The organism is Streptomyces sp. NPDC026417, assembly GCF_055567695.1.
Window position 1 is genome coordinate 16,119 of sequence record NZ_JBVHPY010000012.1, and the last position, 25,740, is coordinate 41,858.

The following is a 25,740-nucleotide window of genomic DNA, read 5'->3' on the forward strand; positions in this document are numbered from 1 at the left end:
GGTGGTCCAGCGGGTCGGGGTCAGGTGCGGGGGGCGAGGGCGGTGTGCCCGGCGTCGAGGAGGCGACGGGCGCGCGGGAAGTCGTACAGCTGCTCCTTCAGCAGGTCCAGGCCCGGCAGGAGCGAACCTGCGGGCACGCCGCGGGCGCTGAGGACGTCCGCGGTCCAGGCGAGGAAGTCGGTGAAGACCTCGGGGGCGTCGACGTACAGCGCGGCGGTGAGGAAGTCGACGATGTGGGCGAGGTCCTCCGCCGTCCGTTCGCGCTGGTCGTCGCTGTAGTCCCGCATGGCGGGGAAGCGCTCCTGCAGACGCTGGAAGGTGCCCCGCACCAGGCGGGTGGAGGACCTGGCGACCAGGGTGTACTCCTGGTCGGCCAGGTGCGGCAGGTCGTCGATCGTCTGGTGGACGGACGAGGGCTGGGGCAACGGACCCGCGGCGAGCCGGTCGGCCGCCGCGCGCCCCTCGGGAGCCCAGGCGTCGGCGCCCAGCAGGCGGGCGTAGCGGCCGTCGGCGCCGAAGGCGAGACCGCCGGCCATGACCGGGGTCCCGGTGGCCTGGACGGCGGTGATCGCGGTGTGGGCCAGCGGCAGGCGGGTGGGCAGGGAGCTGGACAGGCACACCACGGCCGGGGCGGTGCGGTGCAGATGGCCGATCAGGTGGGCGGTGGGCACCTGCGCGCCGAGGTAGTCCACCTCCCAGCCGCGCAGCCGGAGGGTCTCGGCGAGCAGGCGGGCGGGCAGGGCGTGCCACTCGTGGTCCACGCAGGCGACGGTGACGCGGCCCCGGCTGCTCGCGGGCCGCCGGACGGGCAGGGCGGCGATGACGCGGTCGTTGATGGCGGTGGCGACGTGCTCGCCGGCGACGCTCAGGCGGTTGGCGGCCCACTCGGTGCCGACCTTGTGCTGGACGGCGCCGATGACGTCGAGCAGGACCGCTTCGGGTTCCAGTCCGGCGTTCAGGGCGTTGGTGACGACATCGAGGGCGGAGTACTCGTCCCCGGCCCGCACGGCGACCCAGAGCTTGTCCGCCCAGTGCGGGCTCTCCTCGTCGCTGTGCGGCGAGGTGAACCGGGCGCCGACGCCGTGGCGGCCCGGGTCCTCGTCGGTGTCGGTGGTGTGGGTGCTCATGCCGTGAACCTGCCCCGGGTCGTGCCGTTCACGGCACTGAGATGGGCGCCCCGCGGTGCGGTGATGGCGACGACGGCGATGTCGTCGTGGCGGCCGTCGCCGATCCACTGGGCGGTGAGCATCTGGATCCGCTCGACCACGGCCTCGGCCGGCATGCCGGCGCACTCGGCCGCGGCGCGCTTCAGCCGCTGGTCCCCGAACAGGGTGTCGCCCAGCGGGCCGCCCCTGGCCTCGGTCACGCCGTCGGTGAACAGCAGGCACGTCTCCCCCGGCGCGAGCCGGACGTGTGCGGTGCGGGAGGCGATGGTGGGCAGGACGCCGATCAGGGTTCCGCCGGTGTCGGCCTCCTCGATGGTTCCGTCGCGGCGCACGATCAGCGGCGTCGGGTGCCCGGCCGAAGTGAGCCGGAGGACCACGTCGCGCTCCTCGCGGCGGACGGAGGCGAGCACGAGGGTCGCGAAGCGGGTGTGGTGGCTGGTGCGCATGGCGTTGTTGAGCAGACGCAGCATCTTGGCGTGGTCGTCGGCCATGGGCAGCAGTGCGTGCAGGGTGTTGCGGATCTTGCCGGTGAGTACGGCGGCTTCCAGCCCCTTGCCGGCCACGTCCCCCAGCACGGCGAGGGTCTCGGGAAAGTCCTCGGTGGGCGGGTGGACGTCGTAGAAGTCGCCGCCGACCCGTTCGGTGTCCTTGCTGGGCCGGTAGCCGCCGGCGAACTCGACGCCCTGCACCTGCCGCAGGGTGGGCGGCAGGAGCTCACGCAGCAGGGTGTCGGAGATGGTGTTCTGCTCGGCGTAGAGGCGGGCGGCCGACATCGCGGCCCCGGCCCGGGCGGCGAACAGCCTGGCCAGCGCCTCCTCGCCGTCGGTGAAGGCGGCCGTGTGGCTACGGCGGAGCAGAACCAGCGCTCCGGCGGGCACCCCGTGCCCCGGAAGCGGGGTGATCGCCACTGAGCCGACCTCGCCGAACCCCTCGGGGATCAGCCAGGACGGGGCGGCGGCGGGATCTATCCAGCGCGAGGGCACCGGCGGGAAGCCCCGCAGTGCTTCGGCCAGGCCCGGCACGGTGTCCGGTGCCGCGGCGACCGTGTCGCGGGTCAGCATGCCGTGGTGGTCGCAGACGACCACGGGCAGTTTCTTGGCGGCGGTGGGGGCGATGACCAGGGCCGCGTCGGCCAGATGCTCGGTGGCGAGGCGGGCGGTGACCTCCATGCACCGGTCCAGGTTCAGCGAGGCGAGCAGGGCGCTGGAGGCGTCGGTGAGGAAGTGGGTCCGCTCGCGCTCCGCCTCGAGTTCGTGCAGCACCGACCGGTAGTCGCTCTCGTCCACGAGCCACCAGGCCGTGTTGCCGCCGGGCAGGACGGTGGGGTGCGCGGAGAAGGAGCGGTCGCCCACGGGGCCGCTGACGGGACCCTGGCGGGTTCGCCCGCCGGTGGCGGCGAGCCAGGAGGGGGCGGACAGCACCTGGCGGGTGCGGGCCCTGGGCAGCAGGGCACGGGCGGCGTCGTTCAGTTCCACGACGTGCCCGTCCGCGTCTATGACCACCAGGGGGTAGGGGGCGGTAGCAGCGCTGACCGTGCTGATGGCACTGGTGCTGGGGGCGGCCGGGGAAGAAGTCATGCAACGGGGCCCCTGCGCGTGGACCCTCACCTCACTTAGCGAAGAGAACAGATGTCTAACGGCAACAGTCCCGCAGTGCGGAGACTTTGTGCAACCGCCGCAGCCACCATCAGCTCAATGAGTCACCCCGCCGAACACAGGTTCCCGGCAAATACGGGGCCGTACCCGCCCCCGGGGCCGCCCGGCCGTTAGAAGATTCACATCTCGGCCACACCCCGTTCACAGGTGGGCGGTCTCGGAAGCAGCCGCCCGCCGCCCGCGCGCATCGGGGCCGCCGGGCCGCCACACGCTCGGCGGCCGGTGCGCCTGCGTGAGGGCAGGGCACGCGGCCGCCGAGGCGTCGGCTCAGCTGTAGGTGATGTCGGAGGCGGTGTACTTGCAGTACGTGCCGTCCGGACCGCTGCCGGTCTCGGTGGGCTCGGCTCCGGTGTTGTTGCCCGTGTAGCGGATGCACGGCTTGATCTTCTTGCTGCTGTCGCCGTGGATGCGGATCTTGGTCAGCGTCGCCGTGTCGCCGTAGTTGGTGTTGATGCCGACGACGGACTTGCCCGGCGCCGTGACGTCGACGTCACTGACGACGATCGTGCGCTTGTACTGCGTGGAGCAGTTTCCGCAGGAGCGGACCAGCTTGCCGAAGTTCGAGACCTGGAAGCCGGTCACGGTCAGCTTGCCGGCGCCGTTGAACTGGAACACCTTGTCCGAGGCGGACTTCGCGCCACCGCCGCTGACGAGGTACGTGGCCGAGGACGACTTGCCCTTGAACGTGGCGGCGTCCTCGCCGACGTCCTCCCACCACACGTTCTGCAGCGTGCAGGTACCGGCGCAGTGGATGCCGTCGGCCGCCGGGGCGCCGATGACGACGTTCTTGAGGACGGCTCCGTCCGCGAGGTTGAACAGCGGATCCTGGCCCTCGTCCTGACCGCCGTCGCCCAGGTCGCCGCTGCCGTAGAACCGCCGGAGGCCGCCGTCGTACGTGCCGGAGATCGCCTTCGTCGCGGTGACCGCCACGTTCCCGGTCGGTGTCGGCCAGGCCGCCGCGGCGTCGGCGGTGCCCGCCAGGCCGCCCACCAGGAAGGTGCTGACGGTCAGCCCCAGGGCGGCCGTCGCACCCGCCAGGGCACGGCGCCTGCGGGGGTGACCCGGACGCGGATGTGCTGAGGAAGTCATGTCCCGATTCCTTCTGTGCGTGGGGGATTCAGAGCTTTCCGGCGCCGCGGCGCCGGAGGTCACCGAGGCGACGGCGGACGACGCCGGCTCGGCGGTGCGGCCATCGGGCGGGCCGGCGAAGCAGCCCGTGCGGCTGCGGCGCCCGTCGCCAGGGTCGGTCTGCGGGAACGGGAGTGCGGGGGGTGAGTACGCATGCGGGCTTTCCCTTCGGGTGCGATCCGTAGGCCATGTAGATGAACGACGTACGCCATGTTGAACGTGAAGTACAGGCGAACATCCTCGCCAGGGACGGCACACCCTCCGAGAGAGGGGTTGTCCCCAGGTCGTACGGCTCTTGCTCATGTCCTTGCCGTACGCGCAATGACGCCTGCTGGTCACGCTGCTGAACGGGAAGGTAGGGGGAAAGCGCTTTCTAGTCAACGAGTTGCACAGAATGCCTGCGTCCGTATCCAGCCAACTGCCGGAGGCGAAGGCGGCGTTGAGGGTCGGGCGCGCCTGGGGGCAGCTGGAGCCGACAGCGGGTTCCGTCGGCACGCCTGCGGGACGGAGGGGCGGCATGCCTGCGGGAGGGAGGGGACGGCACCTCCCCCTCTCCCGTTGCCGGCGTCGCTCACCCCGCGGCGGGCGTGGTGCGCGCCTCCAGGTCGTGCCGCGTGTCGTCGCCGTACACGCCGGTTTCGTCGCCGCGTATCCCGTACCAGTTCTGGAAGCGGGCGACCGCGGCGGTGAGGGCGGCGTCGTAAGTTCCGTCGGTGGCCCCGTTCTTGTACACGTCGGGGATACGCAGCAGGCGTTCCTGAAGCTCGGTCACCTCCGGGCCGCTGTCGCCCTCGCGGAGCGTGCCGGGGCCGTCCGGATCGGTGTCGTCCGCCGAACCGGCCGACGATCCCACCGGGGCGCCGGCCGGCTCGCTGGAGCGGGCGGCGTCGTCACCCGGCAGCAGCATGGCGACGGTGAATCCGACCACGGCCGCCGCGACCACGGAGGCGCCGATCGCCGCGCGGCGCAGGACCGGGCCGCCCGTGACCCGTCGGACGTGGCTGTGTCCGGCGACCTTCGCGGCGGCTCGGCGTCCGGCCGCTCGCCTCCCGGGCGCCGCGGCCGCCCGGACCGTGGCCTGGCGGCCGACGGCCGCCCTCTTCCCGGCCCGTCGTCTCCCGGTGGCCCGCCGTCCCGCCGCCTCGTCGCCGGCGGGCGTGGCCCCGGGTGCCGCGTGCTCCGGGTCGGCGTCTTCGGTGGCGGGTGTACTGCCTTCAGGCACGGGCGATCCGGGCGTTGCGGGTCCTCCGGGTGATCCAGGTCCTCCGGGTGATCCGGGCGGCGGCTTCCCCGTCTCGTCTCCCGCCGTGTCCGGCGGTGCGGCAGGTGCGGAGGGCGCGGTGACGAACTCGTACCTGGCGTCGGGCAGCCCCGTCGACGGCCTGGCACCGGAACGTGGAACGGGCCCGGGGTCGGCCGGGGGCCCCGCCTCGGGTGCGGGACCGAAGTCCGGCGCCGGGCGTCGCCCCGGCGTGGGGCCGGAATCGGACATGCCCCTCAAGGCGGGCCGGGGACCGGCGTCGGGAGCGAACCCCTGATCGAGGCCTGGCCCCGGATCGGAGACGGGACCCTGATCGAGGCCGGACCCAGGCCCGGAGACGGGACCCTGATCGAGGCCGGACCCAGGCTCGTAAACGGGACCCTGATCGGGGGCGGGCCCGAGGCCTGACCCAGGACGGGGAGCGGATGCGTACCGTGAGCCGGGCGCGCCGTCCGGGCCCAGTGCGCCGTCCGGGCCCAGTGCGCCGTCCGGGCCCAGTGCGCCGTCCGGGCCGGGTGCGTGGGCAGGGGCGGGCGCGTAGGCGGGGGCGGCCGGATAGCCGAAGTCCGGTCCGAGGGAAGGATCGGACGGAAGCTCAGGACCGGGCGGGAGGCCGGGATCGGACGGATACACGGAGCCGGGCGCATGATCGGGTACGGGCGGGTGCGTGAGGTCGCCCGAGCCCGCCGAATGCGGCACCTGATCCGGCGCGGGCGGATACGCCGCGTCACCCGCACCCCCACCCGCAAGACCGGAGGGCCGACCCGGCGCAGGGAGGAAGGAGAAGTCGTCCGCACCCGCGGAATCCGGCACCCGGCCAGGAGCGGGCGGATACGCCGCATCAGCCGCCCCCGCCCCCACTCGCGCACCGGCATCCGCAAGACCGGACAGCCGACCGGGCGCGGGCGAGTAGGAGAAGACGTCCGTATCTGCCTGATCCGGCGCCCGATCAGGAGCGGAAGCGGGGGGATACGCGAAGTCGTCCCCTTCCGGGGGCGCGGTGTGCTGCGGACGGGCGGGGCCACGCGCTTCAGGTGCGCGCGAAGAGGCGGGGTCGCTCACGTCCGCAGGACCGGTCGGGCGGTGAGGAGCCGGCGGATACGCGGGACCGTCCCCGTCGGGGTGGTCGGGTGCTCGGTCGGCGGCGGAAGAGGGCACGGCGGCGGCCGCGGGCCGCGGGCCCGGGGGCTCTCCCCCGTTCGGCGCGGCCGTGCGGGCCTCTCTCTCCCGTACCTGCCGCAGCAGGTCCGCCAGCGAGTCCGAGGTGCGGCGGGGTTCGATGTGCGTGGGCTCGATCGCCGGGCGGTCGGGCCCCGAGCCGGGTTCGGGCGGTGTCGACACGCTGCTCTCCTTCCGCGGGCGCGGTTTCCCGGCATCCCTGCCGAGAGATACGGGGAGAACGGCCGCCGAGTTCACTCGGAAGCGCTTCCGTGACGTCGACGCCGCGACCATTCGATCAATACGCTCACTTCAGTTGCAGTTATTGAGCGTTTGAACAGATCCGTGCTAGACAACGCGCTCATGACGACTCGTTGGTCACGCCGCGGCTTTCTCGCCGCGAGCAGCGGCACCGCACTCGCTCTCGGCAGTGCCGGCCTCGCCGGCGCCGCTCCCCTGTCCGCCACCCGTACGACGGAGGCCGCGGACGAGTTCGCGACCCTGCGCGCGACCTGGCGCACCCTCCTGCTCGGTACCGGGTTCAGCCCCACCGCCGAGCCCTTCAAGAGCAGGCTCGCCGAACTCGGCACCACAGCAGCCCAGTTGCAGTCCTCGATGGCCCCCGCCACGGGCTCCCTGTGGCCCGAACTGGTCTACGCGGACCCTGAGCCCGACACCGACCAGGAGTCGTACGGCTACTCGGGCAACCTCAACACGAGCTACAACCGGCTGAGCACGCTCGCCCAGGCCTACTGCCAGCAGGGCACGGGCCTGACCGGGAACAGCGGTCTCCGGGACGCAATCCTCGCCGGCCTCGACCACCTGTACTCGGAGATCTACCACGAGGGTCAGGCCCGCTACGGGAACTGGTACAGCTGGCAGATCGGCGCCCCGCAGGCGCTGCTGGACGTCTGCGTGCTGATGTACGACCAGGTGCCGGCCGCCCGGATCGCCGACTACCTCAGGGCCGTCGACCATTTCGTGCCCGACTCGGCCGTCGCCGCCTACAGCGGCACGAGCACGGGGGCCAACCGGGTCGACCTCTGCCGGGTCCTGGCCCTGCGGGGTGTCGTGGGCGCCGCCCCCGCCAAGATCGCGCTGGCCCGGGACGCGCTCTCACCCGTCTTCCCGTACGTCACGAGCGGGGACGGTCTCTACACGGACGGGTCGTTCATCCAGCACACCACCGTGCCGTACACGGGGTCGTACGGGTCGGTCATGCTCGGCGGCCTCGGGATGCTCTTCACGCTGCTCGCCGGTTCGACCTGGGAGGTCACGGACCCGGGACGGCAGATCGTCTTCGACGCCGTGGAGAACGCCTGGGCGCCCTTCCTCTACAACGGGCTCGTCATGGACGGCGTGTCCGGGCGGGCGATCAGCAGGGGCGTGGCGGCGTCCGACGCCAAGCGGATCCAGCAGGACGACCATCTGCGCGGGCACCCGATCCTCGCCTCGATCGTGCTGCTCGGACAGGGGGCGGGCAGCGCACAGAACGCGCGCTGGCGAGGCCTGGTGAAGGGCTGGATGCAGCGCGACTACTACAGCCCGCCGCTGAGCGACCCCTCGCTCGGACTCACCGCCCTGGCCCGGCTCAAGGCGGTGGCGGACGACACCTCGGTGCCGGCGATCGCCGAGCCGACCGGTCACCGGTTGTTCACCGGCATGGCGCGGGCCACCCATCGCCGTCCCGGCTGGGCCGCGTCCATCAGCATGGCGGACCGCCGGATCACGTACTACGAGACGGGCAACGGTGAGAACCTGCGCGGCTGGCACACCGGTTCCGGAATGCTCTACTGGTGGGGCGACACCTTCGCCAACGGCCAGTACAGCGACGCCTTCTGGCCCACCGTCGACCCGTACCGGCTGCCCGGCACCACAGCCTCGCGCAAGGTGCTCGCGGACGCGGCGGGCGGTGACTGGGGCGCGGCCCTTCCGGACGTGAACTGGGTCGGCGGTGCCACGGACGGGCAGCGCGCCGCCGTCGGCCAGTACCTCAAGGGACTGCAGAGCACCCTGCTCGCGAAGAAGTCGTGGTTCTGCCTGGACGACACGATCGTCTGCCTCGGCGCGGGGATCAAGTGCGCCGACGGCACCGCGGTGGAGTCGACGGTGGAGAACCGCAACCTGGGCCCGACCGGCGGCGCCTCTTTCCAGGTCGACGGCGTCACCAAACCGGCCGCCCATCCCTGGTCGGAGACACTGACCGGTGCCACGTGGGCGCACCTCGGCGGTCACGGGGGCTACGTCTTCCCCGGCGGGGCGACCGTCAAGGCGCTGCGCGAGGCCCGTGACGGCAGGTGGAGCGACATCAACAAGGGCGGCTCCACCGCCGTGTTGAACCGCAAGTACCTCACCCTGTACGTCGACCACGGGACGAATCCGACCGCCGGCTCGTACGCCTATCTGCTCATGCCCGGTGCCACCGCGGCCCAGACGCAGGCGCGGGCCGCCGCCACGAACTGGCTCACCGTACTGGCCAATTCGGACAACCAGCAGGGTGTCGGCGTGCCCTCGCTCGGCTTCACCGGGGTCAACTTCTGGTTCGGCGGCACGGTCGGAGCCCTCACCGCCAGCCATCCCTGCTGCGTGATGATCAGTGAGAGGAGCGACGGCACCGCGGTCGTCTGCGTCAGCGACCCGATGCGTACGCAGACCGGTCTGACCCTCACCTGGGGCCGGGCCGTCGCCTCGGTGGTCTCCAAGCCGTCCACCGTCACCTCGGCCACCACGGGTTCCGCGCTGAAGCTCACCTTCGGCGACCTCCGGGCCACGGCCGGCGTCACCCAGAAGATCACCGTCCGGCTCGGCTGACCGGCCCCGGCTCCGACGGGGCCCCTCAGGCCACAGGACCGGCGTGCGGGTCTCCAGGCGCCCCCTCCGACGCCTGGAGACCCGCGGTCCACAGGTCGTGCACGCCGATCCCCGCGAGTCCGGGCCGCACACTGCGGCGTCGCGCGGGCGCGATCGGCGTGTACGACGGCACGGCGAGCACCCGGCAGCCCGCGGCCTCGGCGGCGGCCACGCCGGCCGGGCTGTCCTCGACGGCGAGACAGGCCGCGGGATCGACACCGAGCGCCCGGGCCGCGACGAGATAGGGATCCGCTGCGGGCTTGGTCCGGGGCGTCTCCCCCTCCGCGACCGTCGTGCGGAACCGGTGCGCGCCGAGCACCTTGAGCACGCTGTCCACCACGGGGCGCGGGGAAGCCGAGACCAGAGCCGCCGGGATCCCCAACTCGTCCAGTAGGGCGAGGAGTTCCACGGCGCCCGGCAGAGGGGCGACCTCGGCCTGCACCGCGGTGAGGAACGCGGTGTCCAGTTCGGCGGCGAGCGCGTCCGGGTCGCGCCCGGACAGGCCGTTCAGATGGGCCGCGGTGTCCTGGACCGAGCGGCCCAGGACGTGGGGCAAGTCGTCGTCGCCCAGCTCGTGGCCGAGGCGGGCGGCGCTCTCGCGCACCGTCCGCAGCCACAGCGACTCCGTGTCGACGAGGGTCCCGTCCATGTCGAGGAGCACCGCGTGGGGAGCCTCCGCAAAGGGGCGGCCGTCGAGGGTCCAGTGCCGGTCGGCGAGTCGCCCCACAGCCGCGAACACCTGGGCGGCGACGTCGACATGACGTACCAGCGGGGGCGGCGTACCGATGCCCGGCCCCGCGGCGGCCAGCCACGCGGTCCGCTCCTCGGGCGACCGCCCGCCGTGACCGCCCGCGTCGACGTGCCCGTGGTCGGTGACGGTGAGGAAGGTCCACCGCTCGTCGTCGAAGGAGGCGCGGGACCGCACCGCCGCGAGCAGCCGGCCGAGCCGTTCGTCGGCCCGCAGCACGGAGGCCTCGTAGGCGTCGCTGCAGCCGAGGAAGTGGGCGGTCTCGTCGGGTGCGCCGAGGTAGACGAACGACGCCTCGACGTCGTCGTCGGCGAGGACCCGTGCCGCCTCCACCGTGATCCGCTCGTCGCACTCCTCCCAGGCCTCGGGTGTGTCGGCCGCGGGCGCGACGTAGGCGGTCCTGGAGGGGGCGCGGAAGAGGGGGCCGCCGCCGCGCACCTGCATCAGGGGCTGCCATCCGGCGGCGACGAAGGTGCGGCGGCCGTCCTGCTCGGCCAGTCGGGTGGCGAAGTCGGGGAAGACTTCGAGCCGGTGGCCGCTGAAGTCGTTGCTCCACACGCCGTGTTTCCCGGCACCTACGCCGGTCACGATCGTCGCCCAGCACGGGCCCGACATGGTCGGTGTGCCGTCGTCCACCTCGACGGGGGCGAGGAATCCCGCCGCCGCGAGGGCGTCCAGGTGCGGAGTGGGCAGACGGCGCAGCACGTCGAGGCGTACGCCGTCGATACCGACGACGAGGGCGCGGTGGACGGCACCGGGCATGGCGGGGTCCTTTCGTTGCGGCGGTCACGGGCGGGGCGGGCCCGGTCGCCGGGGCGGGGGCTGTTCGGTGCGCCGAGCGTGCCGGCCGGCCGGGGGGACGGGGCACGGCACGCCTCACACGGCCGCGGTTCAGGCCGAACGGCTGAGTTCCTCCGGTCCGACCGCGTGGACGAACGGGAGTCCTCGGCCGTAGCGCCGCACCTCGTCGACGGCCCAGTCGGCCATCCGGCCGAGCTCGTTGCCGAGGGAGCCGGCGATGTGCGGGGTGAGCAGCACGTTGGGCAGCGCGTACAGCGGTGAGGAGGCGGGCAGTACGTCGGGTTCCGTCACGTCGAGGACGGCGTGGATGCGCCCGGTGAGCAGGTGCGCGGTGAGCGCGTCCGTGTCGACGAGGGAGCCGCGCGCGGTGTTGACGAGCGTGGCTCCGTCCCGCAGGAGCGCGATGCGGCGGGCGTCGAACATGTGCCGTGTCTCGGGGAGTTGGGGTGCGTGGATGGACACGACGTGGCTGCGTTCGACGAGCGTGTCGAGGTCGGCGAGTTCCACCCCCAGGTCCCGTGCTTCTTCGTGGTCGAGGTACGGGTCGTGCAGGACGACGTCGAGGTCCAGGGGGCGGAGCAGTTCGACGACGCGGCGCCCGATGCGGGAGGCGCCCACGATGCCGACCGTGCGGCGGTAGTTGCCGTGTCCGGTGAAGTACGGCAGCAGCGCGGGCCGGGTGCGTACGTCGGCGTAGGTGCGGGCGATGTCGAGGACCCGCTTGTTGGCGAAGAGGATGGCGGCGAGGGTGAACTCGGCGACGGGCAGGGCGTTGGCGGCCGCCGCGGAGGAGACGGTGATGCCGCGCTTCCAGACGGACTCGGTGACATGGTGCTTGATGGAGCCCGCCGCATGGACGACGGCACGCAGCCGGGGCATGCGGTGCAGCGCCTCGTCGGTCAGCAGTGGTGCGCCCCAGTGGGTGAAGAGGACTTCCAGAGCGGCCAGTTCACTGCTCTCGGCGGTGGCGAAGTCGGTGATGTGGGAGGAGAGGTCGACGGCCGCGACGGTTCGCAGCCTGTCGAGTGCGCCCTCCGCCAGCAGGGAGCCGTGGACCTCGGGGCCCATGGCCAGGGCGGTCCTGGGACGGCGGCCCGTGTCCGCCGGGTCCGGGCCGTCCAGGAGGGTGTCTTCCGGCACGAGCATGGTCACTTCACCGCGCCGGCGGTCAGACCGGAGCGCCAGAAGCGCTGGAGGCAGACGAAGGCGACGATCAGTGGGACGACGGCGACGAGCGAGCCGGTGATGACGAGCGAGTAGTACTCGGGCTGCTGCTGCGTGACGCTGTTCCACATGAACAGGCCGAGGTTGACCGGGTAGAGCTCGTCGTCGTTCAGCATGACCAGTGCACCGAAGAAGTTGTTCCAGCTGGCGGTGAACGAGAACAGGAAGATCGTCATGAAGCCCGGTGCGAGCATGGGCAGGGAGATGCCGGCGAAGGTGCGCAGCTCGCCGGCGCCGTCGACGCGGGCCGCCTCCAGCACCTCGCCGGGGACGTATCCCTCGGAGAAGACCCGGGCCAGATACACGCCGAACGGGTTGACCAGGGCGGGCAGCAGGAGTGCCCAGTAGGTGTTGACGACCCCGGCTTTGGTGGCGAGGAGGTACATCGGCAGCTGGATCACGGTGGTGGGGACCAGCACGCCGCCGAGGACCAGGCCGAACAGCTTCTCCTTGCCACGGAACTCGTACTTGTCGAAGGCGTAGCCGGTGGCGATGCACAGGAACGTGGAGGCTGCGGAGCCGACCACGGAGTACAGGATGCTGTTGCCGAACCAGCGCAGGTAGATGCCGTCGTTGAAGGTGAAGACGCGATGCAGGTTGGTGAACAGGTTGAAGTCGCCGAGGGAGAACCCGGAGGTGCCGAAGAGGTCGCGGTCGTTCTTGGTGGCGGCGAACAGCAGCCAGCTCACCGGCATCAGGGTGTAGAAGGCGGCGACGATCAGGACGCCGTTCACGACGCCCTGGGAGAGCAGGGCGGGGGGCGAGGTCCGGCGGCGGGCGGCCGGGGCGGCGGTCTCGGGGCCGGCCGCGGGGCGAGGGGTGCTCGGGGTTCGGGTGAGGGTGCTCATGACGCCGCCTTCCACCGGTTGCCGAGCCGGGTGACGATGTAGGAGAGGACGACGCCGAGGAGGGCCAGGATCAGGGAGGCCGCTGCGGCCAGGCCGTAGTCGTGCTGCACGAAGCCCGCCTTCCAGATGAACAGCGTCGGTGACCACTCGGTGTCGATGGAGGGCGCTCCCCGCTGGTTGAGGAGTTTCGGCTCGGTGAAGATCTGGATCGCGCCGACGCAGGTGAACAGAACGGTCATGACGACCGCCGAGGCGATCATCGGGATCTTGATCTGGAGCGCCGTCCGGACGGCGCCGGCTCCGTCGACGACGGCCGCCTCGATCACCTCGCGGGGCACGGCTTGGAGGGCCGCGTAGAAGATGACCATGTTGTAGCCGATCCACTGCCAGGCGCAGAGATTGACCATGGACGACAGCACGTGGTCGTTGCTGTAGAAGTTCCAGGAGCCGCCGAAGGCGCCGATCCATTCCAGCACCGGGCTGAGTCCCGGCGTGTACAGGTAGATCCAGATGATCGAGGCGATCAGCCCGGGGATCGCGTGCGGCAGGAACAGCGCGAGCTGGAAGAACCGTTTGGCGCGCGCGAGCGCCGAGTCGACCAGCAGGGCGAGGAACAGCGAGCCGCCGATCATCACCGGGATGTAGAGGGCGCAGTAGAGCCCGATGTGGACGAACGAGCCCCGGAAGCCGGCGTCGGACAGCGCTCGGGTGTAGTTGCCGAAACCGGAGAACACCCGTTCCGTGCCGCCGAATCCGAGCCCGGAGGAGTGCTCCTGGAACAGGCTCATCCACACGGCGTAGCCGATGGGTGCCACCATGACGGCGGCGAACAGCACGAAGAACGGAGTGATGAACAGGACCGCGGCACGGCGCTGGGTGCGCCGGAGCCGGACGGAGCCCGGCTGCTTCGCGGGCCCGGGGGGCTGCTTCGTCGGTGGCCGGCTCACGGCCTTCACGGGCTGGGCGACAGGTGCTGCCACTGCGGGCTCCTTGGCGGGCTGGGCGCTGCGGGGAGACGGTTCGGGACGGGGTCGGCCGGGCACCGGGTCCGGGTCCTGCCCGGACGCGGTGCCCGACTGCCGGACCCGCGGGGTCAGTCGGCGAGCTTCAGCCCGCGCTCCTCGATGCCCGACTCGGCCTTCCGCTGTCCGGCGTCGACGCCGGAGACGAAGCCCGACTTGGCCGCCGCGTCCTGCACCGCGGTGTAGACGTCCATCTGGTTGGGGCCCCAGGTCCAGCCGGGGACGATGGTGTCGACCTGTTCGGAGGCCAGCTTGTAGAGGTCCTGGCCGTTCAGGTACGAGGTGTCGAACTTGGCGGCGGCCACGGTGCGCAGCCCCGGGCTGGCGGGCAGGGCGCTGCTGGGCGACTCCAGGTCGGCGAGGCGGGCCTCGACCCCGGCCTTGTTCGTGGTGAGCCAGGTGATGAACTCGGTGGCCGCCTCGGCGTGCTTGCTGCCCTTGAGGACGCCGTAGGAGGTGCCTCCGTAGTTGCCGGTGGCGGCGGTGCCCCAGTCGGGCAGCGGGGCGACGGCCCACTTGCCCTTCAGGTCGGGCATGGCGGTCCTCATGCCACCCGCGGACCAGGAGGCGCCGAGGAAGGAGAGCGTCTTTCCGGTGGCGCGGGCCTTGGTCTCCTCGGGGCTGTAGCCGGTGTAGGACTGCACCAGGTCGTCCTTGGCCAGGCCGTCCCAGTAGGCGGCCACCTTCTTGGTGGCGGCGTCGTTCACGCCGGGCTTCCAGGCGTCGCCCTCGGTCGCGAACCACTTGCCGCCCGCCTGCCAGGACAGGGCCGCCAGCAGGGCGGGGTCGGACTTGGGCATCGACGCGAGCCGTACGTTCTTGTCCTTCTTCTTCACCGTGGCGGCGGCCGTCCTGAACTCGTCCCAGGTCCTGGGGACGTCGATGCCGTACTTCTTGAACAGGTCGGTGCGGTAGTAGTACAGCTGCGGCGCGACGTCGTAGGGGACGGTCCAGGTCTTCCCGCCGAAGGTCACGAGGCTCTGGATCGACGCGGGGAACTTCGACTTGACCGTTTCACCGGCGTACTCGCTCAGATCGATCAGGTTCCCCTGGCTCGCGAACTCGGGGACCATCTGGTACTCGATGGTCGCCACGTCGGGAGCGTTGCCCGCCTTCACCGCGTTGGAGAGCTTGCTGTAGCCCTCCGTCGCGCTGGGGATCTCGGTGAACTTGACCTTGATGTCCTGATGCGTCCGGTTGAACGCCTCGACGGTCGACTTGGCTCCGAGCGTCCAGGTCCAGTAGTCGATGGTGACCGGCTTGCCGTCCGACCTGGCGTCGGACGAGCCGTCGCCGCCGCAGGCGGTGGCGAGCAGGCCCAGGGCGGCGACGGCGGCGGTGGCGGCAAGGCGGGTACGGAACGAACGTGAAGTGCGCGACATGGCACGGCTCCTACGAGACCTCGTACGGGGAAGAGGCGGATGCAGGACATCTTTTGTGCGCACACGATCAGAGTCAAGAGCGTTCGACCATAACAATCAAAACGATCGCACAACGCTCAGGAAGCGGAGTCTCCGCCACCGCAGGACGACCGCACCCTCAACTCGGGGAGCAGTTCGATGTGTTGGCGTGGTGCGGGACCGTGTCCGCTCCGGCTCTCCACGATCCGCCGCAACAGCAGTCCGGCGGCCAGCTCCCCCACCGACCGCGTGGGCGGGGCGACGGCCGTGAGGGGGACGTCCGAAAGGCCGGCCACCTCATCGTCGTACGCGATGAGTGCGAGGTCGTCGGGCACGCCGATGCCCGCCGCCTGGAGCTTCGGCACCAGCACGATGGCGTCCTCGTCGCTGTGGATCAGCGCGGCGGTGACCCCGCGCCCTCGGACGGCCTGGACGAGGTAGTCGATCGTGGCCTCGTAGTCCCCGTGCTCACGCGTCGCGGGAGCACCCGTGTCCGCGTGCAGTCCGAGGGACCGGACGGCAGCCCGATAGCCCGCCGAGATCTGCTCGGCGTGCGGCCCCTCCTGGAGCACAGCGGTGATCCGGCGGTGGCCCAGCGCCGCGAAGTGCCCCACGGCGACCGCGGCGCCGTGCGCCCGGTCCGTGCGCACCCGGTCCAGGTCCGCCGCGGGGTTCCCGGCCGGCGCGGAGCGCTCCACCAGGACGGTCGGCACATCGCAGTCGACCAGCCACTTCTCCTGGCCGTCCACGGGCACTCCCCCGAACCAGCTGGGGGCGACGAGCAGCCCGTCCGCGCCGCCCGCGATCAGGTGCTCCGCCTGCGCGGGGTCCTCGGAGTCGACGTACCCGGTCATGCCGAGGACCAGGCGGCCGCCCTGCCCCGTGACGACCTCCCGGGCCCCCTGGACGATGTCCGCGAAGATGTGCTTGGTGGTCGGCACGATCATCCCGATCACCGCGCCCTCGGCGGTCTCCCTCCGGGGCGCCGGCTCGGCGGCCGCGTCGCCCGGCCACACCACCGCTCCGTGCAGCCGGTGCACCCTGCCCTGCGCGGCGAGGGCCTCCACGTCACGCCTCAAGGTGACCGCGGACACCCCCAGTTCGGCCGCGAGGTCGGCGACCCGGAGGCTGCCGCGCTCCCGGACGAGTTCGAGCACCCGCTCGTGGCGCTGGTCGACATGCAGTCGCATGGGTTCCCCCTGGGGCAAGGCCGGACGGACGAACTACGGGCAACGCCGCGCGTGATCCCGTGCGCTCACTGTACGCCCACGATTCGTATCGATCGTTTGCGTTCAATATGTTCATCACGGCATCCGACCTGCACGCGGGCGCTCCGCGGGCATCGGCCGCGGTCTCGATCGACGCCTGCCGCCGTCCCGACCGGCGTCACGCGTCCTTGGCGATCCGGTCGAGGAGCTCGGTGAGCAGCGCCCGCTCGCCCGCGGTGAGCACGCCGTCCCGCGGGAGGAGGGCCCTCAGGGCCAGTGCCGCGCCGGCCGGCCCCGGTGCCGGCGCGGCGGGCGCGTCGGTCGCGATCGCGGCGATGACCGCTTCCCTGGCCAGCTCGGACACGGTGAGGTCCCGCCGGTCCTCGGGGGTGGCGATGAGGGCGAGGGTGGTTCCCCCGCCCACGGCGTGGACCAGTTGGGCGGCGCGGGCCTCGTCGACACGCAGCCGTCCGGCTTCGGCGATCCGGTGGATGTGGACCCCGAGGATCTCCAGCGCGGCCGTGGCGGCGGGCGGCACGGTGCCGGGGCGGGGCTCGGCGTACATGAGCGTGTAGAGGGCCGGGTTGGCGAGACCGAACTCCAGGTTGAGGTTCCAGCCGGTGCGCAGGTCCTCGACCGGGTCGCCCGTGGGTGTCAGGCCCGCCTTCGCGCCGAGATGGGTCGCGAAGCCGTGCTCGGCGACCGCGTCGAGCAGTCCCTGCTTGTCACCGAAGAGCCGGTAGATGGTCGGCGCCTGGACGCCCGCGGCAGCGCTGACGGCCCGGGTCACCACCGCGTCGCGTCCACCGTCGGCGAGGAGCCGGGCGGCGGCGGCGATGATCCGTTCACGATTGCTCTCCGCCGGCGCGGTGCGGTCGGTCTCCAGGGACTCCATGGTTTCCAACGATAACAGCGAACCGTTAGCGGCTTGCGTTATCGATGGAAACGTGTGACCGTTAACAAGGGAAACGGCCGGGGCCTCGGCCCTGATTCGGGCCCCGACCCGGGCCCGTGTCCGTCTCCAGGACCCCTCACCACACCGTCTGCTTCAGGAGGCCTCCGTGATCGTCCTCACTGCTCCCACCGGCCGGATCGGCCGCCAGATCCTCGATGCGCTGCTGGACGAGGGCCGGCCGCTCCGGGTGATCGTCCGCGATCCCGGGCGGCTGGCACCGCGAACGAGGGAACGGGTCGAGGTTGTGCCCGGCTCACACCGTGACCCCGGGGTGCTCGCCGAGGCGTTCAAGGGCGCCGACAGCGTGCTGTGGCTGGTCCCGCCGGATCCGGGCGCCGAGGACATCCACGACCACTATCTCGGCTTCACACGCCCGGCCTGCGACGCCTTCGTGGCACAGGGCGTCGGTCGCGTCGTCGGTGTCACCAGCCTGGGCCGCGCTCATGGCAGGCACGCCGGACTGCTCTCCCCCGCGTTCGCGATGGACGACATGATCGAGGGCACCGGGGTGAACTACCGGGCGCTGGCCATGCCGTACTTCATGGAGAACCTCCTCAACCAGGTCGAGGCACTCGGAACGCAGGGCACCTTCTCCATGGCGAACGCCGTGGACCGCCCGCTGGCCACCGTCGCCACGCGGGACATCGCCGAGGTCGCCGCCACCCTGCTGACAGATCACTCCTGGACGGGGCAGGACACCGTCCCGGTGATCGGCGACACCCTGTCCCCGAACGGCATGGCACAGGTCATGACCGAGGTGCTGGAGCGGCCGGTCCGCTGCCGGCAGGTCGATCCGCAGGCCTACAAGGCGACGATGCTGCGGTACGGAATGAGCGACGCCTGGGCACAGGGCCTGGCCGACATGGCCGCCGCCCAGGACGACGGCATCTACGACGCCGAACAGCAGGCCCTGACCTCGCCGGCCCCCACGGACTTTCGCACCTGGTGCCGGGAGGTGCTGAAGCCCGCCGTCGGGTCCTGAACGGGGCTGCCTCCGGGCGGAGTTGGCGTCGGCAGGCACCGCGCGAGCTCATCGCCGCTCCGATCGGCATGGCATGATCACGCTGTGACCAGTGAGTTCGCGGAACGCGCATCCGGAAGATACGTCCTCCTCGACGTCGACGGCACGTTGATCGATGCCATCGACAACCAGCGCCGGGTCTGGAGGACGTGGGCCGAGCGGTACGGGCTGGACGCGGACGAGGTCTACCGGGTGGCCCTGCGGACGCGGCCCCTGGAGACCTTCGCGCGGGTGGCGCCGGACGAGGCCCCGGCCGAGTGCCTGGCGGCGCTGCACGAGCTGGAGGACGACGACGTCCGGTCCGGCGTCTACACGGCCTTCGAGGGTGCGGCGGAGTTGCTGAACGCGCTGCCGCCGGCGTCGTGGGCGCTGGTGACCTCGAACTACGCGCACCGGGTCCGCGGGCGTTTCGCCCGGACCGGTCTGCCGGTCCCGCGCGTCCTCGTGGACGCCGCCGCGGTGGACGAGGGCAAACCGTCCCCCGTGCCCTACCTGCTGGCCGCCGAACGGCTCGGCGCCGATCCGGCGCAGTGCCTGGTGATCGAGGATGCGCCGTCCGGCGTGGAGGCGGGTCTGCGAGCAGGCATGACGGTGTGGGGAGTCAACGCTCCGGCCCAGGTCTCCGGTGTGCACCGCCATTTCACCGACCTGCGGGACGCGGTCCCCGAAATCCTGGCGTTCGTGTCCGGGGCCCGCGGGTCGTCCCCGGTGCCCGGCTGAACTTCCGGGACACGGCTGGACTTCCTGGATTTCGGTGAACCTCCGGCAGACCGCTGAACCTCCGGAGTCCGCCGAACTCCGGTGGTCCGGCCGGACCACCGGAGGGTCGGGGGAAGATCCTGCACCCCGCCCGAGGACGCGGAATGCGGGCCCGCGTTCATTGGCGGCTGACCGTGCGGCTCACGCCGGCCACGATGGTGGTCGCCAGAATCCAGCCGGTGACGATCAGGGCGTAGGCCAGCCACTGGTACCAGCCGGCCGGGGTGAACGCCGACTCCTGGCCGAAGTCGATGATCGGCAGAAGCAGATCGAGGGTGTAGAAGACCGGGTTGAAGTCGGGGGCCTCGTCCGCCTTGACGGGACGCGGGTGGTGCAGGCCGTAGGCGATCGACCCGACCGCCAGGAGGGACACCAGCCAGAAGGCCGCCCGCAGCGGGCGGAACCCGTAGCCGACGGTGGCGTCCTGTACGTACCCCCAGAGCCGTCCGTACCAGGTGAGCGTGGCCCGCCGGCGGCGCTGCCCGGCGAGTTGGACGAGCCGGGCCGCGTCGTCGTCGCCGACGTGGCGGTACGCCGCCGTCAACTGCTCGTAGGGGTGCGGCTCGTACCGCTCCCCGTCCCTCTCCAGCATCGGAAGGCGGCGCTCTGCGGGCTCGTGCGGGGCGAGCACGGTGTACGTGAGGTTGCTCAGGTGCACCTCGTCCGGCAGCATCTCCGGCTCCAGCGTCAGGATCTCTATCTGGGAACGCCGCAGGTTCAGGGCCCCCTCGATGCGGTCCCCCCGGCGCAGCCAGAGTTCGCCGATGACACAACTGCTGGCCCGCAGTGCGATGTCGCCGGGATGCGACAGGTGGGCGTGCAGCAGGTCGAGGCGGCCCGGTATGCGGGAGCCGCGAAGCTCGACGCGACCCCGGGCGCGTACGCACCGCGCGCTCACATCTGCTCCCACGGTGAGGTTCTGTGCCTCCAGCGCGGTGCCGTCGGGCTTGTCGAACTCGGCGTCCTCAAGGTTGATCCGGCCCGCCACGGAGGCGCCCGTCAGCCGCACCTGCCCGTGCGCACGCAGCGCCGGCGCCCACACGTCGTCCCCGACCGTCGCCTGGTTGAGCTGCAGTACGGGTTCCGCGTCGTCGGTCGACGTGAATTCCGCGCGCTCCATGAACAGTGCCCCGGACACCTGCGCCCCGCCGAGCCGTACCGGCCCCCGCATGCGGCAGTCCGTCATCCGCAGCACCCCCTCCACCCGCAAGGTCGCCGCCGTGAGTCCCGGGAGCACGGACCTGGACACGTTCAGTTGCCGTACCTGGGCGCCGTAGAGGTCCGGGACGTCGTCGAAGTGGCAGTGGCTCAGCCGGACGGCGGCGTCGATCGTGGCGTACTTCAGGTCCAGTACGCCGGTGATCCTGGCTCCCGTGACCTTGAGCGCGGCGACCTCACCCTCCTCCTGGGGGGCCGCGAGCAGCAGTGACCTCAGCACTCGCGCCCGGAGGGTCCGTTCGGCGCCCCATGCGCGGCCGTCCGCCGGATCCTCGTCCTCGGCGGTACGGAAATCGACGGACTCGCCTCTCGGATAGGCCTGCCGGACACGCGCCTCGGCCGGCGTCAGGTCGTCACTGTCGCTCACGCCGGGACTCTGACGTGCCGGGTCCGGGCTGTCAACTTCCCGACGAGGTACGGCTCGTGAGGCCGGGGGCCGCGGAGGGACGAGCTCCCGGCAGGGCAACTCCGCACGCACCGATTCTGCGCTCCCCCGGCCCGCACCGCGTGTCTCTCGCGCAGGCGACGCCCTTCAGCCGACCGCTCGCCTTTTTTGAACGCGTTCAACTTTCTGTACTAGGGTGGGGTGCCAGGAAGGGAGACCCGATGAAGATCGTGATACCCGGGGGAACCGGGCAGGTGGGGACGATCCTGGACCGAGCCCTGACCGCGGCCGGGCATGACGTGCGGATCCTGACGAGACGGCCCACGCGCGAACGCGAGATCCGCTGGGACGGCGAGACGCTCGGCCCGTGGGCCGAGGCCGTCGACGGCAGCGACGTGGTGGTCAACCTGGCCGGACGCAGCGTCAGTTGCCGCTACACCCCGGCCAATCTGCAGGCCATGATGGATTCGCGTGTGCACTCGGCCCGGGTGGTGGGCGAGGCGATCCGGGCCGCCGCACGACCTCCCCGCGTCTGGCTGCAGATGAGCACCGCCACCGTCTACGCCCATCGTCACGACGCGCCCCACGACGAGGCGACCGGCGTGATCGGCGGCAGCGAGCCGGACGTACCCGCGTACTGGGCCTACAGCGTCGAGATCGCCAAGGCCTGGGAACGGGCGCAGGAGGAGGCACCGACCCCGCACACCCGGAAGGTCGCCCTGCGCTCCGCCATGGTGATGAGCCCCGATCGCGGCGGCGTCTTCGACGTCCTGCTGCGGCTGGTACGGCTCGGTCTCGGTGGCCCGGTCGCGGGAGGCGCGCAGTACGTGTCCTGGATCCACGACCGGGACTTCGTGCGCGCCGTCGAGTTCCTGATCGCCCGGGACGACCTCGACGGACCCGTCAACCTCGCGGCCCCCGATCCCCTCCCCCAGCGCGCGTTCATGCGGGAGCTGCGGGCCGCCTGGGGTGCCCCCGTGGGCCTGCCCGCGACGAGGTCGATGGCGGAGCTCGGCGCGTTCCTGCTGCGCTCGGACACGGAACTGCTCCTCAAGAGCCGGCGCGTCGTCCCCGGCCGCCTGCTCGCGGCCGGCTTCTCCTTCGGCCACGCGCTGTGGCCGGCGGCCGGCAGCGACCTCGTGCGACGCCTGCGGGACGAACGCACCCGCCGGCCTGACCACCGCTCCGTTTGCGGATCGACCGGTCGCGCGGCGCACACCGAGTGAACCGGTCGACCGGCCACCAGGCGCAGGGCGAGCCGGTTAATCGCTCGCGCGGCACACGGTGAGCCGCTACGTTCCGCCTCGGCGGTGCGGTGACGAACGAGGGAGCGGTCGGGCATGGACACTCAGGGCACACGGACCGACCGGCTGGGCCTCCTTCTCGAACAGTTCGACCAGGCCCGGGAGATGGCGCAGGTGCGGCTGGCGGGGCTCGGCGACGAGGAGTACCTGTGGGAACCGGCGCCCGGCTGCTGGTCCATCCGGCGCCGGAGCGAGGCGACGACTCCCCGGGCCTTCGGGCCGGGCGAGTGGGTGCTCGACCTGGGCGCCGCGGACATCCCGGCAAGCGAGTACGCCGAGGTGGCCCGGCAGGCCGCGGGCGGCATGACCGTCGCGAAGATCGCCGAGGACTGGAGTGTGAGTACCGAGCGCGTCGAGCAGGTCCTCGCCCACACCGGCACGCCGGAGCCCGACGTCACGCCGGTCACGACCATCGCGTGGCGGCTCGGGCATCTGCACTTCCACTTCGCGGGCGGCTGGGAGTGGACCTTCGGCGAGCGGCGCCGGGAGCCGAAGCTGATCGTCGACTTCACTCCCTCCGCCGCCCTGGCACTCGAGCGGTTCTGGGCGCTGATCGACCGCTGGCGCGACAGCGTCGCCACCGTCACCGAGGAGCAGCTCGACACGATCGGCTTCTCGCAGTATCCGTACGCTTCCGACCGCGACGACCCCTTCGTCGGCGTACTGGCCGGGGCCAACCTGGAATTCATCCACCACATGGCCGAGATCTCGCTCCTCCGCGACCTGTGGCGGGCAGGTCTCCGCAGCGCCGGCTAGCCGGCCACGGCCCTCCGGGGAAGGGACCGCGACCGGCGTTCAGCACGGATCTGCGCCTACACGCAGCCGATCGAACCAGCGGGCAGGTTGTTGCCCGAGGAGGTGGCGGTGAAGCCGAAGGTGACACTGCCGTCGGCGGCGATGACGCGGTTGTGGTCGACGTTCTTGACGGTCACCGTGCCGTCCGTGCCGGTGGAGAGGGCACCGTTCCACACATTGCTGATCCGGGTCCCCGTACCGGGTTTCCACGCCACCGCCCAGCCGTTCCGCGGCTCCGTGCCGTGGTTCATCACCTCGACGGACGCCTGGAAGCCGCCGCTCCACGCGTTCACCACGGTGTAGGTGGCCATGCAGGAACCGGTGTGCGGGTCCGACGGGGTCGGGGTCGGCGTGGGTGTCGGGGTCGGCGTGGGTGTCGGCGTGCCGCCGGAATCCCGGATGCCGGTCACCTCTCCGTTGCCGCCGTCGAAGACGATGTCGGAGCAGGAGAAGAAGTTCTCCTGGCTGTCGGACCGCACCCACTGGATGAAGATCAGGGCATTGCCCGAGCGGCCGGACGGCAGTGCCAGGTCCCACGAGTAGTGACCGCCGTCGGTGCCCGGCGATCCCTGCTGGGACGGATTGGTGACCGTCTGGATCAGGTCCAGGTCGTCCCAGCCCAGCTCGGACGAGGGCGACCAGCCGGGCTTGGACAGGTACACCCGGAAGTCGCCCGGGTGCGCGGCCCAGTTGCTGTACTGGACGCGCAGGGTCTTCCCCGACGTCAGGTGCGTCCTCGGCCAGTCGGTCCGGGCGGCGTTGTAGGCGGAGAAGTCGTACGGGGAGCGGTCGCCCGCGCTGCACAGGGTGCCGTCCGGCACATACCCGGCGCCCCGGCCGCCCGCCTGGGAGTCGAGCACGGCGAACCAGTTGTACAGAGGTGTCGTGCCGCTGTCGTTCACCGCGTCCTTGCACGCGGGGTTCGTCGGGTCCAGAGCGCCGTTGCCGGTACGGGCGTCCAGATAGCAGAGGTAGGTGCGCGAGCCGGGAAGCATCGCCACCCCGTGCGCCTCGGCGGAGCCCTGCCCCAGCAGGGTCATGCCGAGCGCCGCGAGCAGGGTGGCGAAGGCGGCGGCCATCGACAGAACGGTGCTGCGTCGAGCCATGGTGTCTCCTTCCGGTCGTACCGGGTCGGGTGGTGGTCGGGGCGCGCTGTTCCTCGGGGCGAGCGGTCGTCCGACGGCTCGCGGGGGCAGATCCACGAATGGGCGCAGCGGACGCGACGAGGCCGGCTGGGGCTCCCGGCGCGAAGGCCCCGGGGCCCGGTCCCTGTCGGCGCAGGCGAAGGACGGGCCCCGGAGCGACTCGGGCGCGGCGACGCCGGCGCCGGGATCGCGGCAGAAGCACACCGCACCGGTCCGTACCGCCCCGCTCCTGACCGTCGCGATCGCGACCACCGGAATCGTGACCGTCGCGATCAGAACCGTCGCGATCCGACCGCACCGGTCGCCTGCCCGCTGCCGGTCACGCGGCCGTGCAGGCGGTCCCGTTCAGACTGAAGGCCGCCGGCTTGGCGAACGTGCCGCTGTACGTCCCCTGGAAGCCGAAGGTCTGGCTGGCACCCGGGCCCAGGTGTGCGTTGTGCGCGACGCTGCTCGCCGTGACGGCGCCGGACGACGGGGCGACCGTGGCGTTCCAGGCGTTGGTCACGCGCTGCCCCGAGGGCAGGGTGAACGCGAGCTTCCAGCCGTCGACCGGTGCGGCACCGGAGTTGGTGACGGTCACGTCGGCGGTGAAGCCGCCCTGCCACACGTTCGTCGCGTACGCCACCTTGCAGGCGGTCGAGCCGCCTGGGTTGCCGGGATCGCCGCCGCCACCCGTGTTCACGGTGGAGGAGAAGGAGTCGACCGCGAGCCCGGCCCCGTTCTGCCAGGGCTCGAAGCCGGCCTGAATACTCGTCAGATACCAGTTGTTCTGGGCCAGTCCACGGCTCACGGCCTGCCGGACGAAGTCCATGACGTCGAAGCTCCAGCTGCTGATCGCCGAAGGGGCGACGAAGGACAACACGTCGTTGCCGCCGTTGTTGCCGGACCAGACCTGCCAGGTGCGCCCGGCCACGGTGGCCGTGCCGACCTGCGAGCCCACCGGCTGGACGGACCCCACCTTGTTGAACCAGATCATGATCTCGGTCCGGTTGACCCCGTCGGTGCGCGGCGTGGGGTCGAGCCAGATGTCGTAGGCGGCGTCGTACACGGCGTCGCCGACATAGCGGTAGGAGATACTGCTGGGCGCACCGGAGATGGTGCTGAGCTGCGCCGGAAGGTTGGTACCCGGCGAACAGTTGGTGTAGTGGCAGCCGTTGAAGACCGACGGGTACGACTTCGGGGCGCCGTTCGTGGGGACGGAGCCGTCGGCCCGGTCGATCCGGAATCCCGTGTCCGTGGCGGTGATGCACTGCGTGGCGCTGGTGCCCCAGCGGTTGTTCTGGACGACGTAGCGGCCCTGGATCGTGGTCGAGCCGAACTCCTCGCAGATGGCGGTGTCGGCGGCGGCGGGCGAGGTGGCGGTGACGAGCGTCGCCACGAGGGCGAGCGCGGTGAGCAGTACGCCGAACAGGCCACGGGCGGCGCGGGTCGGGTGCGGTAACGGTCGCATGCGGGGGGTCCTCTCTGGGAGGGGCGGCCGGAGTCCTTCGGGTGTGGGCTCGCATCGGTGAATGGGAGCGCTCCCATTGGCGATTCGAGAGGGACTGTAGGAGTCACGCATGTCCCTGACAAGAGGCTGAACCGGATGCCGTCAAGGCAATCGGGAAGCCGCAGGTCCTGGTTCCGGCCGACCCGAGGTGACATCGGGACCGGATACTGGGAGCGCTCCCGATCAATGTCCCGCGACCC

Annotated in this window: 19 protein-coding genes; 5 read left to right on the forward strand and 14 right to left on the reverse strand. The window is 71.7% G+C overall.

All coding sequences use genetic code 11. The features are described 5' to 3' along the window. Positions 1 to 20: 20 nt before the first annotated feature. The 4 genes from ACZ4NT_RS19950 to ACZ4NT_RS19965 form a co-directional block, all read right to left on the reverse strand. Entirely contained in the window at positions 21 to 1,127 is a 1,107-nt protein-coding gene (locus tag ACZ4NT_RS19950) for a cobalamin B12-binding domain-containing protein (RefSeq protein WP_467726617.1), read from the reverse strand. Then, positions 1,124 to 2,743: a PP2C family protein-serine/threonine phosphatase gene (locus ACZ4NT_RS19955; protein ID WP_121409366.1), complete on the reverse strand. Its 1,620-nt coding sequence runs from the start codon at positions 2,741 to 2,743 to the stop codon at positions 1,124 to 1,126. Before ACZ4NT_RS19955 ends, ACZ4NT_RS19950 begins: the two co-directional genes overlap by 4 nt. A gap of 345 nt (positions 2,744 to 3,088) precedes the next feature. After that, the gene (locus ACZ4NT_RS19960; protein WP_467726619.1) at positions 3,089 to 3,910 is read right to left on the reverse strand and encodes a pectate lyase; all 822 of its coding nucleotides are present in this window, start codon (positions 3,908 to 3,910) and stop codon (positions 3,089 to 3,091) included. A gap of 610 nt (positions 3,911 to 4,520) precedes the next feature. Continuing rightward, positions 4,521 to 5,171, reverse strand: coding sequence for a peptidoglycan-binding domain-containing protein (locus tag ACZ4NT_RS19965; RefSeq protein WP_467726620.1), 651 nt, complete (start codon positions 5,169 to 5,171; stop codon positions 4,521 to 4,523). Between the two features lie 1,560 nt (positions 5,172 to 6,731). Between ACZ4NT_RS19965 and ACZ4NT_RS19970 the strand changes: the two genes are divergently transcribed. Continuing rightward, positions 6,732 to 9,179 (forward strand): polysaccharide lyase 8 family protein, encoded by a 2,448-nt coding sequence (locus ACZ4NT_RS19970; protein WP_467726622.1) that lies wholly within the window; start codon positions 6,732 to 6,734, stop codon positions 9,177 to 9,179. A gap of 25 nt (positions 9,180 to 9,204) precedes the next feature. On the opposite strand, the gene ACZ4NT_RS19975 is transcribed toward ACZ4NT_RS19970, so the two are convergent. The 7 genes from ACZ4NT_RS19975 to ACZ4NT_RS20005 all read right to left on the reverse strand — a co-directional run bounded on the left by ACZ4NT_RS19975 (position 9,205) and on the right by ACZ4NT_RS20005 (position 17,355). Beyond that, on the reverse strand, positions 9,205 to 10,728 hold the full coding sequence (locus tag ACZ4NT_RS19975; RefSeq protein WP_467726624.1) for an HAD-IA family hydrolase: 1,524 nt from the start codon (positions 10,726 to 10,728) through the stop codon (positions 9,205 to 9,207). A 129-nt stretch (positions 10,729 to 10,857) separates the two neighbouring features. After that, positions 10,858 to 11,835 (reverse strand): hydroxyacid dehydrogenase, encoded by a 978-nt coding sequence (locus ACZ4NT_RS19980; RefSeq protein ID WP_467726835.1) that lies wholly within the window; start codon positions 11,833 to 11,835, stop codon positions 10,858 to 10,860. A gap of 80 nt (positions 11,836 to 11,915) precedes the next feature. Next, the gene (locus tag ACZ4NT_RS19985) at positions 11,916 to 12,839 is read right to left on the reverse strand and encodes a carbohydrate ABC transporter permease (protein WP_467726626.1); all 924 of its coding nucleotides are present in this window, start codon (positions 12,837 to 12,839) and stop codon (positions 11,916 to 11,918) included. After that, positions 12,836 to 13,819, reverse strand: coding sequence for a carbohydrate ABC transporter permease (locus ACZ4NT_RS19990; protein WP_467726628.1), 984 nt, complete (start codon positions 13,817 to 13,819; stop codon positions 12,836 to 12,838). The genes ACZ4NT_RS19985 and ACZ4NT_RS19990 overlap by 4 nt, the downstream gene beginning before the upstream one ends. A 113-nt stretch (positions 13,820 to 13,932) precedes the next feature. Continuing rightward, the gene (locus ACZ4NT_RS19995; RefSeq protein ID WP_467726630.1) at positions 13,933 to 15,243 is read right to left on the reverse strand and encodes an ABC transporter substrate-binding protein; all 1,311 of its coding nucleotides are present in this window, start codon (positions 15,241 to 15,243) and stop codon (positions 13,933 to 13,935) included. Positions 15,244 to 15,359: 116 nt separating this feature from the next. After that, on the reverse strand, positions 15,360 to 16,451 hold the full coding sequence (locus ACZ4NT_RS20000; RefSeq protein WP_467726632.1) for a substrate-binding domain-containing protein: 1,092 nt from the start codon (positions 16,449 to 16,451) through the stop codon (positions 15,360 to 15,362). A gap of 196 nt (positions 16,452 to 16,647) precedes the next feature. After that, positions 16,648 to 17,355, reverse strand: a complete 708-nt coding sequence (locus ACZ4NT_RS20005) for a TetR/AcrR family transcriptional regulator (RefSeq protein WP_121409524.1) — start codon at positions 17,353 to 17,355, stop codon at positions 16,648 to 16,650. A 175-nt stretch (positions 17,356 to 17,530) separates the two neighbouring features. Here ACZ4NT_RS20005 and ACZ4NT_RS20010 point away from each other — a divergent pair, with 175 nt between their 5' ends. Together ACZ4NT_RS20010 and ACZ4NT_RS20015 are read left to right on the forward strand one after the other, a co-directional pair. Further along, positions 17,531 to 18,406: an NmrA family NAD(P)-binding protein gene (locus ACZ4NT_RS20010; RefSeq protein WP_121409375.1), complete on the forward strand. Its 876-nt coding sequence runs from the start codon at positions 17,531 to 17,533 to the stop codon at positions 18,404 to 18,406. A gap of 84 nt (positions 18,407 to 18,490) precedes the next feature. Continuing rightward, a complete protein-coding gene (locus ACZ4NT_RS20015) occupies positions 18,491 to 19,165 on the forward strand; it encodes an HAD-IA family hydrolase (protein ID WP_467726635.1) in 675 nt (224 codons plus the stop codon). A gap of 157 nt (positions 19,166 to 19,322) precedes the next feature. Here ACZ4NT_RS20015 and ACZ4NT_RS20020 read toward each other — a convergent pair whose 3' ends face one another. Beyond that, complete coding sequence (locus ACZ4NT_RS20020; RefSeq protein ID WP_467726637.1) at positions 19,323 to 20,789, reverse strand: membrane-associated oxidoreductase; 1,467 nt, start codon at positions 20,787 to 20,789, stop codon at positions 19,323 to 19,325. Between the two features lie 239 nt (positions 20,790 to 21,028). Here ACZ4NT_RS20020 and ACZ4NT_RS20025 point away from each other — a divergent pair, with 239 nt between their 5' ends. Beyond that, complete coding sequence (locus ACZ4NT_RS20025) at positions 21,029 to 22,033, forward strand: TIGR01777 family oxidoreductase (RefSeq protein WP_467726639.1); 1,005 nt, start codon at positions 21,029 to 21,031, stop codon at positions 22,031 to 22,033. A gap of 114 nt (positions 22,034 to 22,147) precedes the next feature. Next, positions 22,148 to 22,867, forward strand: a complete 720-nt coding sequence (locus tag ACZ4NT_RS20030) for a DinB family protein (protein WP_121409379.1) — start codon at positions 22,148 to 22,150, stop codon at positions 22,865 to 22,867. 56 nt (positions 22,868 to 22,923) lie between these two features. Here the strand turns inward: ACZ4NT_RS20030 and ACZ4NT_RS20035 are convergent, their stop codons facing one another. Together ACZ4NT_RS20035 and ACZ4NT_RS20040 are read right to left on the reverse strand one after the other, a co-directional pair. After that, positions 22,924 to 24,012 carry a lytic polysaccharide monooxygenase gene (locus tag ACZ4NT_RS20035; protein ID WP_467726641.1) on the reverse strand — a complete coding sequence of 363 codons (1,089 nt, stop codon included), beginning with the start codon at positions 24,010 to 24,012 and terminating at the stop codon, positions 22,924 to 22,926. A 358-nt stretch (positions 24,013 to 24,370) separates the two neighbouring features. Further along, the gene (locus ACZ4NT_RS20040) at positions 24,371 to 25,501 is read right to left on the reverse strand and encodes a glycoside hydrolase family 12 protein (RefSeq protein WP_467726643.1); all 1,131 of its coding nucleotides are present in this window, start codon (positions 25,499 to 25,501) and stop codon (positions 24,371 to 24,373) included. Between the last annotated feature and the right edge of the window lie 239 nt (positions 25,502 to 25,740).

What these genes read in the sequence shown, in the direction of transcription:
- ACZ4NT_RS19950 (WP_467726617.1), bottom strand. Translation starts at nt 1,127, where the DNA reads ATGAGCACCCACACCACCGACACCGACGAGGACCCGGGCCGCCACGGC.
- ACZ4NT_RS19955 (WP_121409366.1), bottom strand. Translation starts at nt 2,743, where the DNA reads ATGACTTCTTCCCCGGCCGCCCCCAGCACCAGTGCCATCAGCACGGTC.
- ACZ4NT_RS19960 (WP_467726619.1), bottom strand. Translation starts at nt 3,910, where the DNA reads ATGACTTCCTCAGCACATCCGCGTCCGGGTCACCCCCGCAGGCGCCGT.
- ACZ4NT_RS19970 (WP_467726622.1), top strand. Translation starts at nt 6,732, where the DNA reads ATGACGACTCGTTGGTCACGCCGCGGCTTTCTCGCCGCGAGCAGCGGC.
- ACZ4NT_RS19975 (WP_467726624.1), bottom strand. Translation starts at nt 10,728, where the DNA reads ATGCCCGGTGCCGTCCACCGCGCCCTCGTCGTCGGTATCGACGGCGTA.
- ACZ4NT_RS19980 (WP_467726835.1), bottom strand. Translation starts at nt 11,835, where the DNA reads ATGGGCCCCGAGGTCCACGGCTCCCTGCTGGCGGAGGGCGCACTCGAC.
- ACZ4NT_RS19985 (WP_467726626.1), bottom strand. Translation starts at nt 12,839, where the DNA reads ATGAGCACCCTCACCCGAACCCCGAGCACCCCTCGCCCCGCGGCCGGC.
- ACZ4NT_RS19995 (WP_467726630.1), bottom strand. Translation starts at nt 15,243, where the DNA reads ATGTCGCGCACTTCACGTTCGTTCCGTACCCGCCTTGCCGCCACCGCC.
- ACZ4NT_RS20000 (WP_467726632.1), bottom strand. Translation starts at nt 16,451, where the DNA reads ATGCGACTGCATGTCGACCAGCGCCACGAGCGGGTGCTCGAACTCGTC.
- ACZ4NT_RS20025 (WP_467726639.1), top strand. Translation starts at nt 21,029, where the DNA reads ATGAAGATCGTGATACCCGGGGGAACCGGGCAGGTGGGGACGATCCTG.
- ACZ4NT_RS20030 (WP_121409379.1), top strand. Translation starts at nt 22,148, where the DNA reads ATGGACACTCAGGGCACACGGACCGACCGGCTGGGCCTCCTTCTCGAA.
- ACZ4NT_RS20035 (WP_467726641.1), bottom strand. Translation starts at nt 24,012, where the DNA reads ATGGCTCGACGCAGCACCGTTCTGTCGATGGCCGCCGCCTTCGCCACC.
- ACZ4NT_RS20040 (WP_467726643.1), bottom strand. Translation starts at nt 25,501, where the DNA reads ATGCGACCGTTACCGCACCCGACCCGCGCCGCCCGTGGCCTGTTCGGC.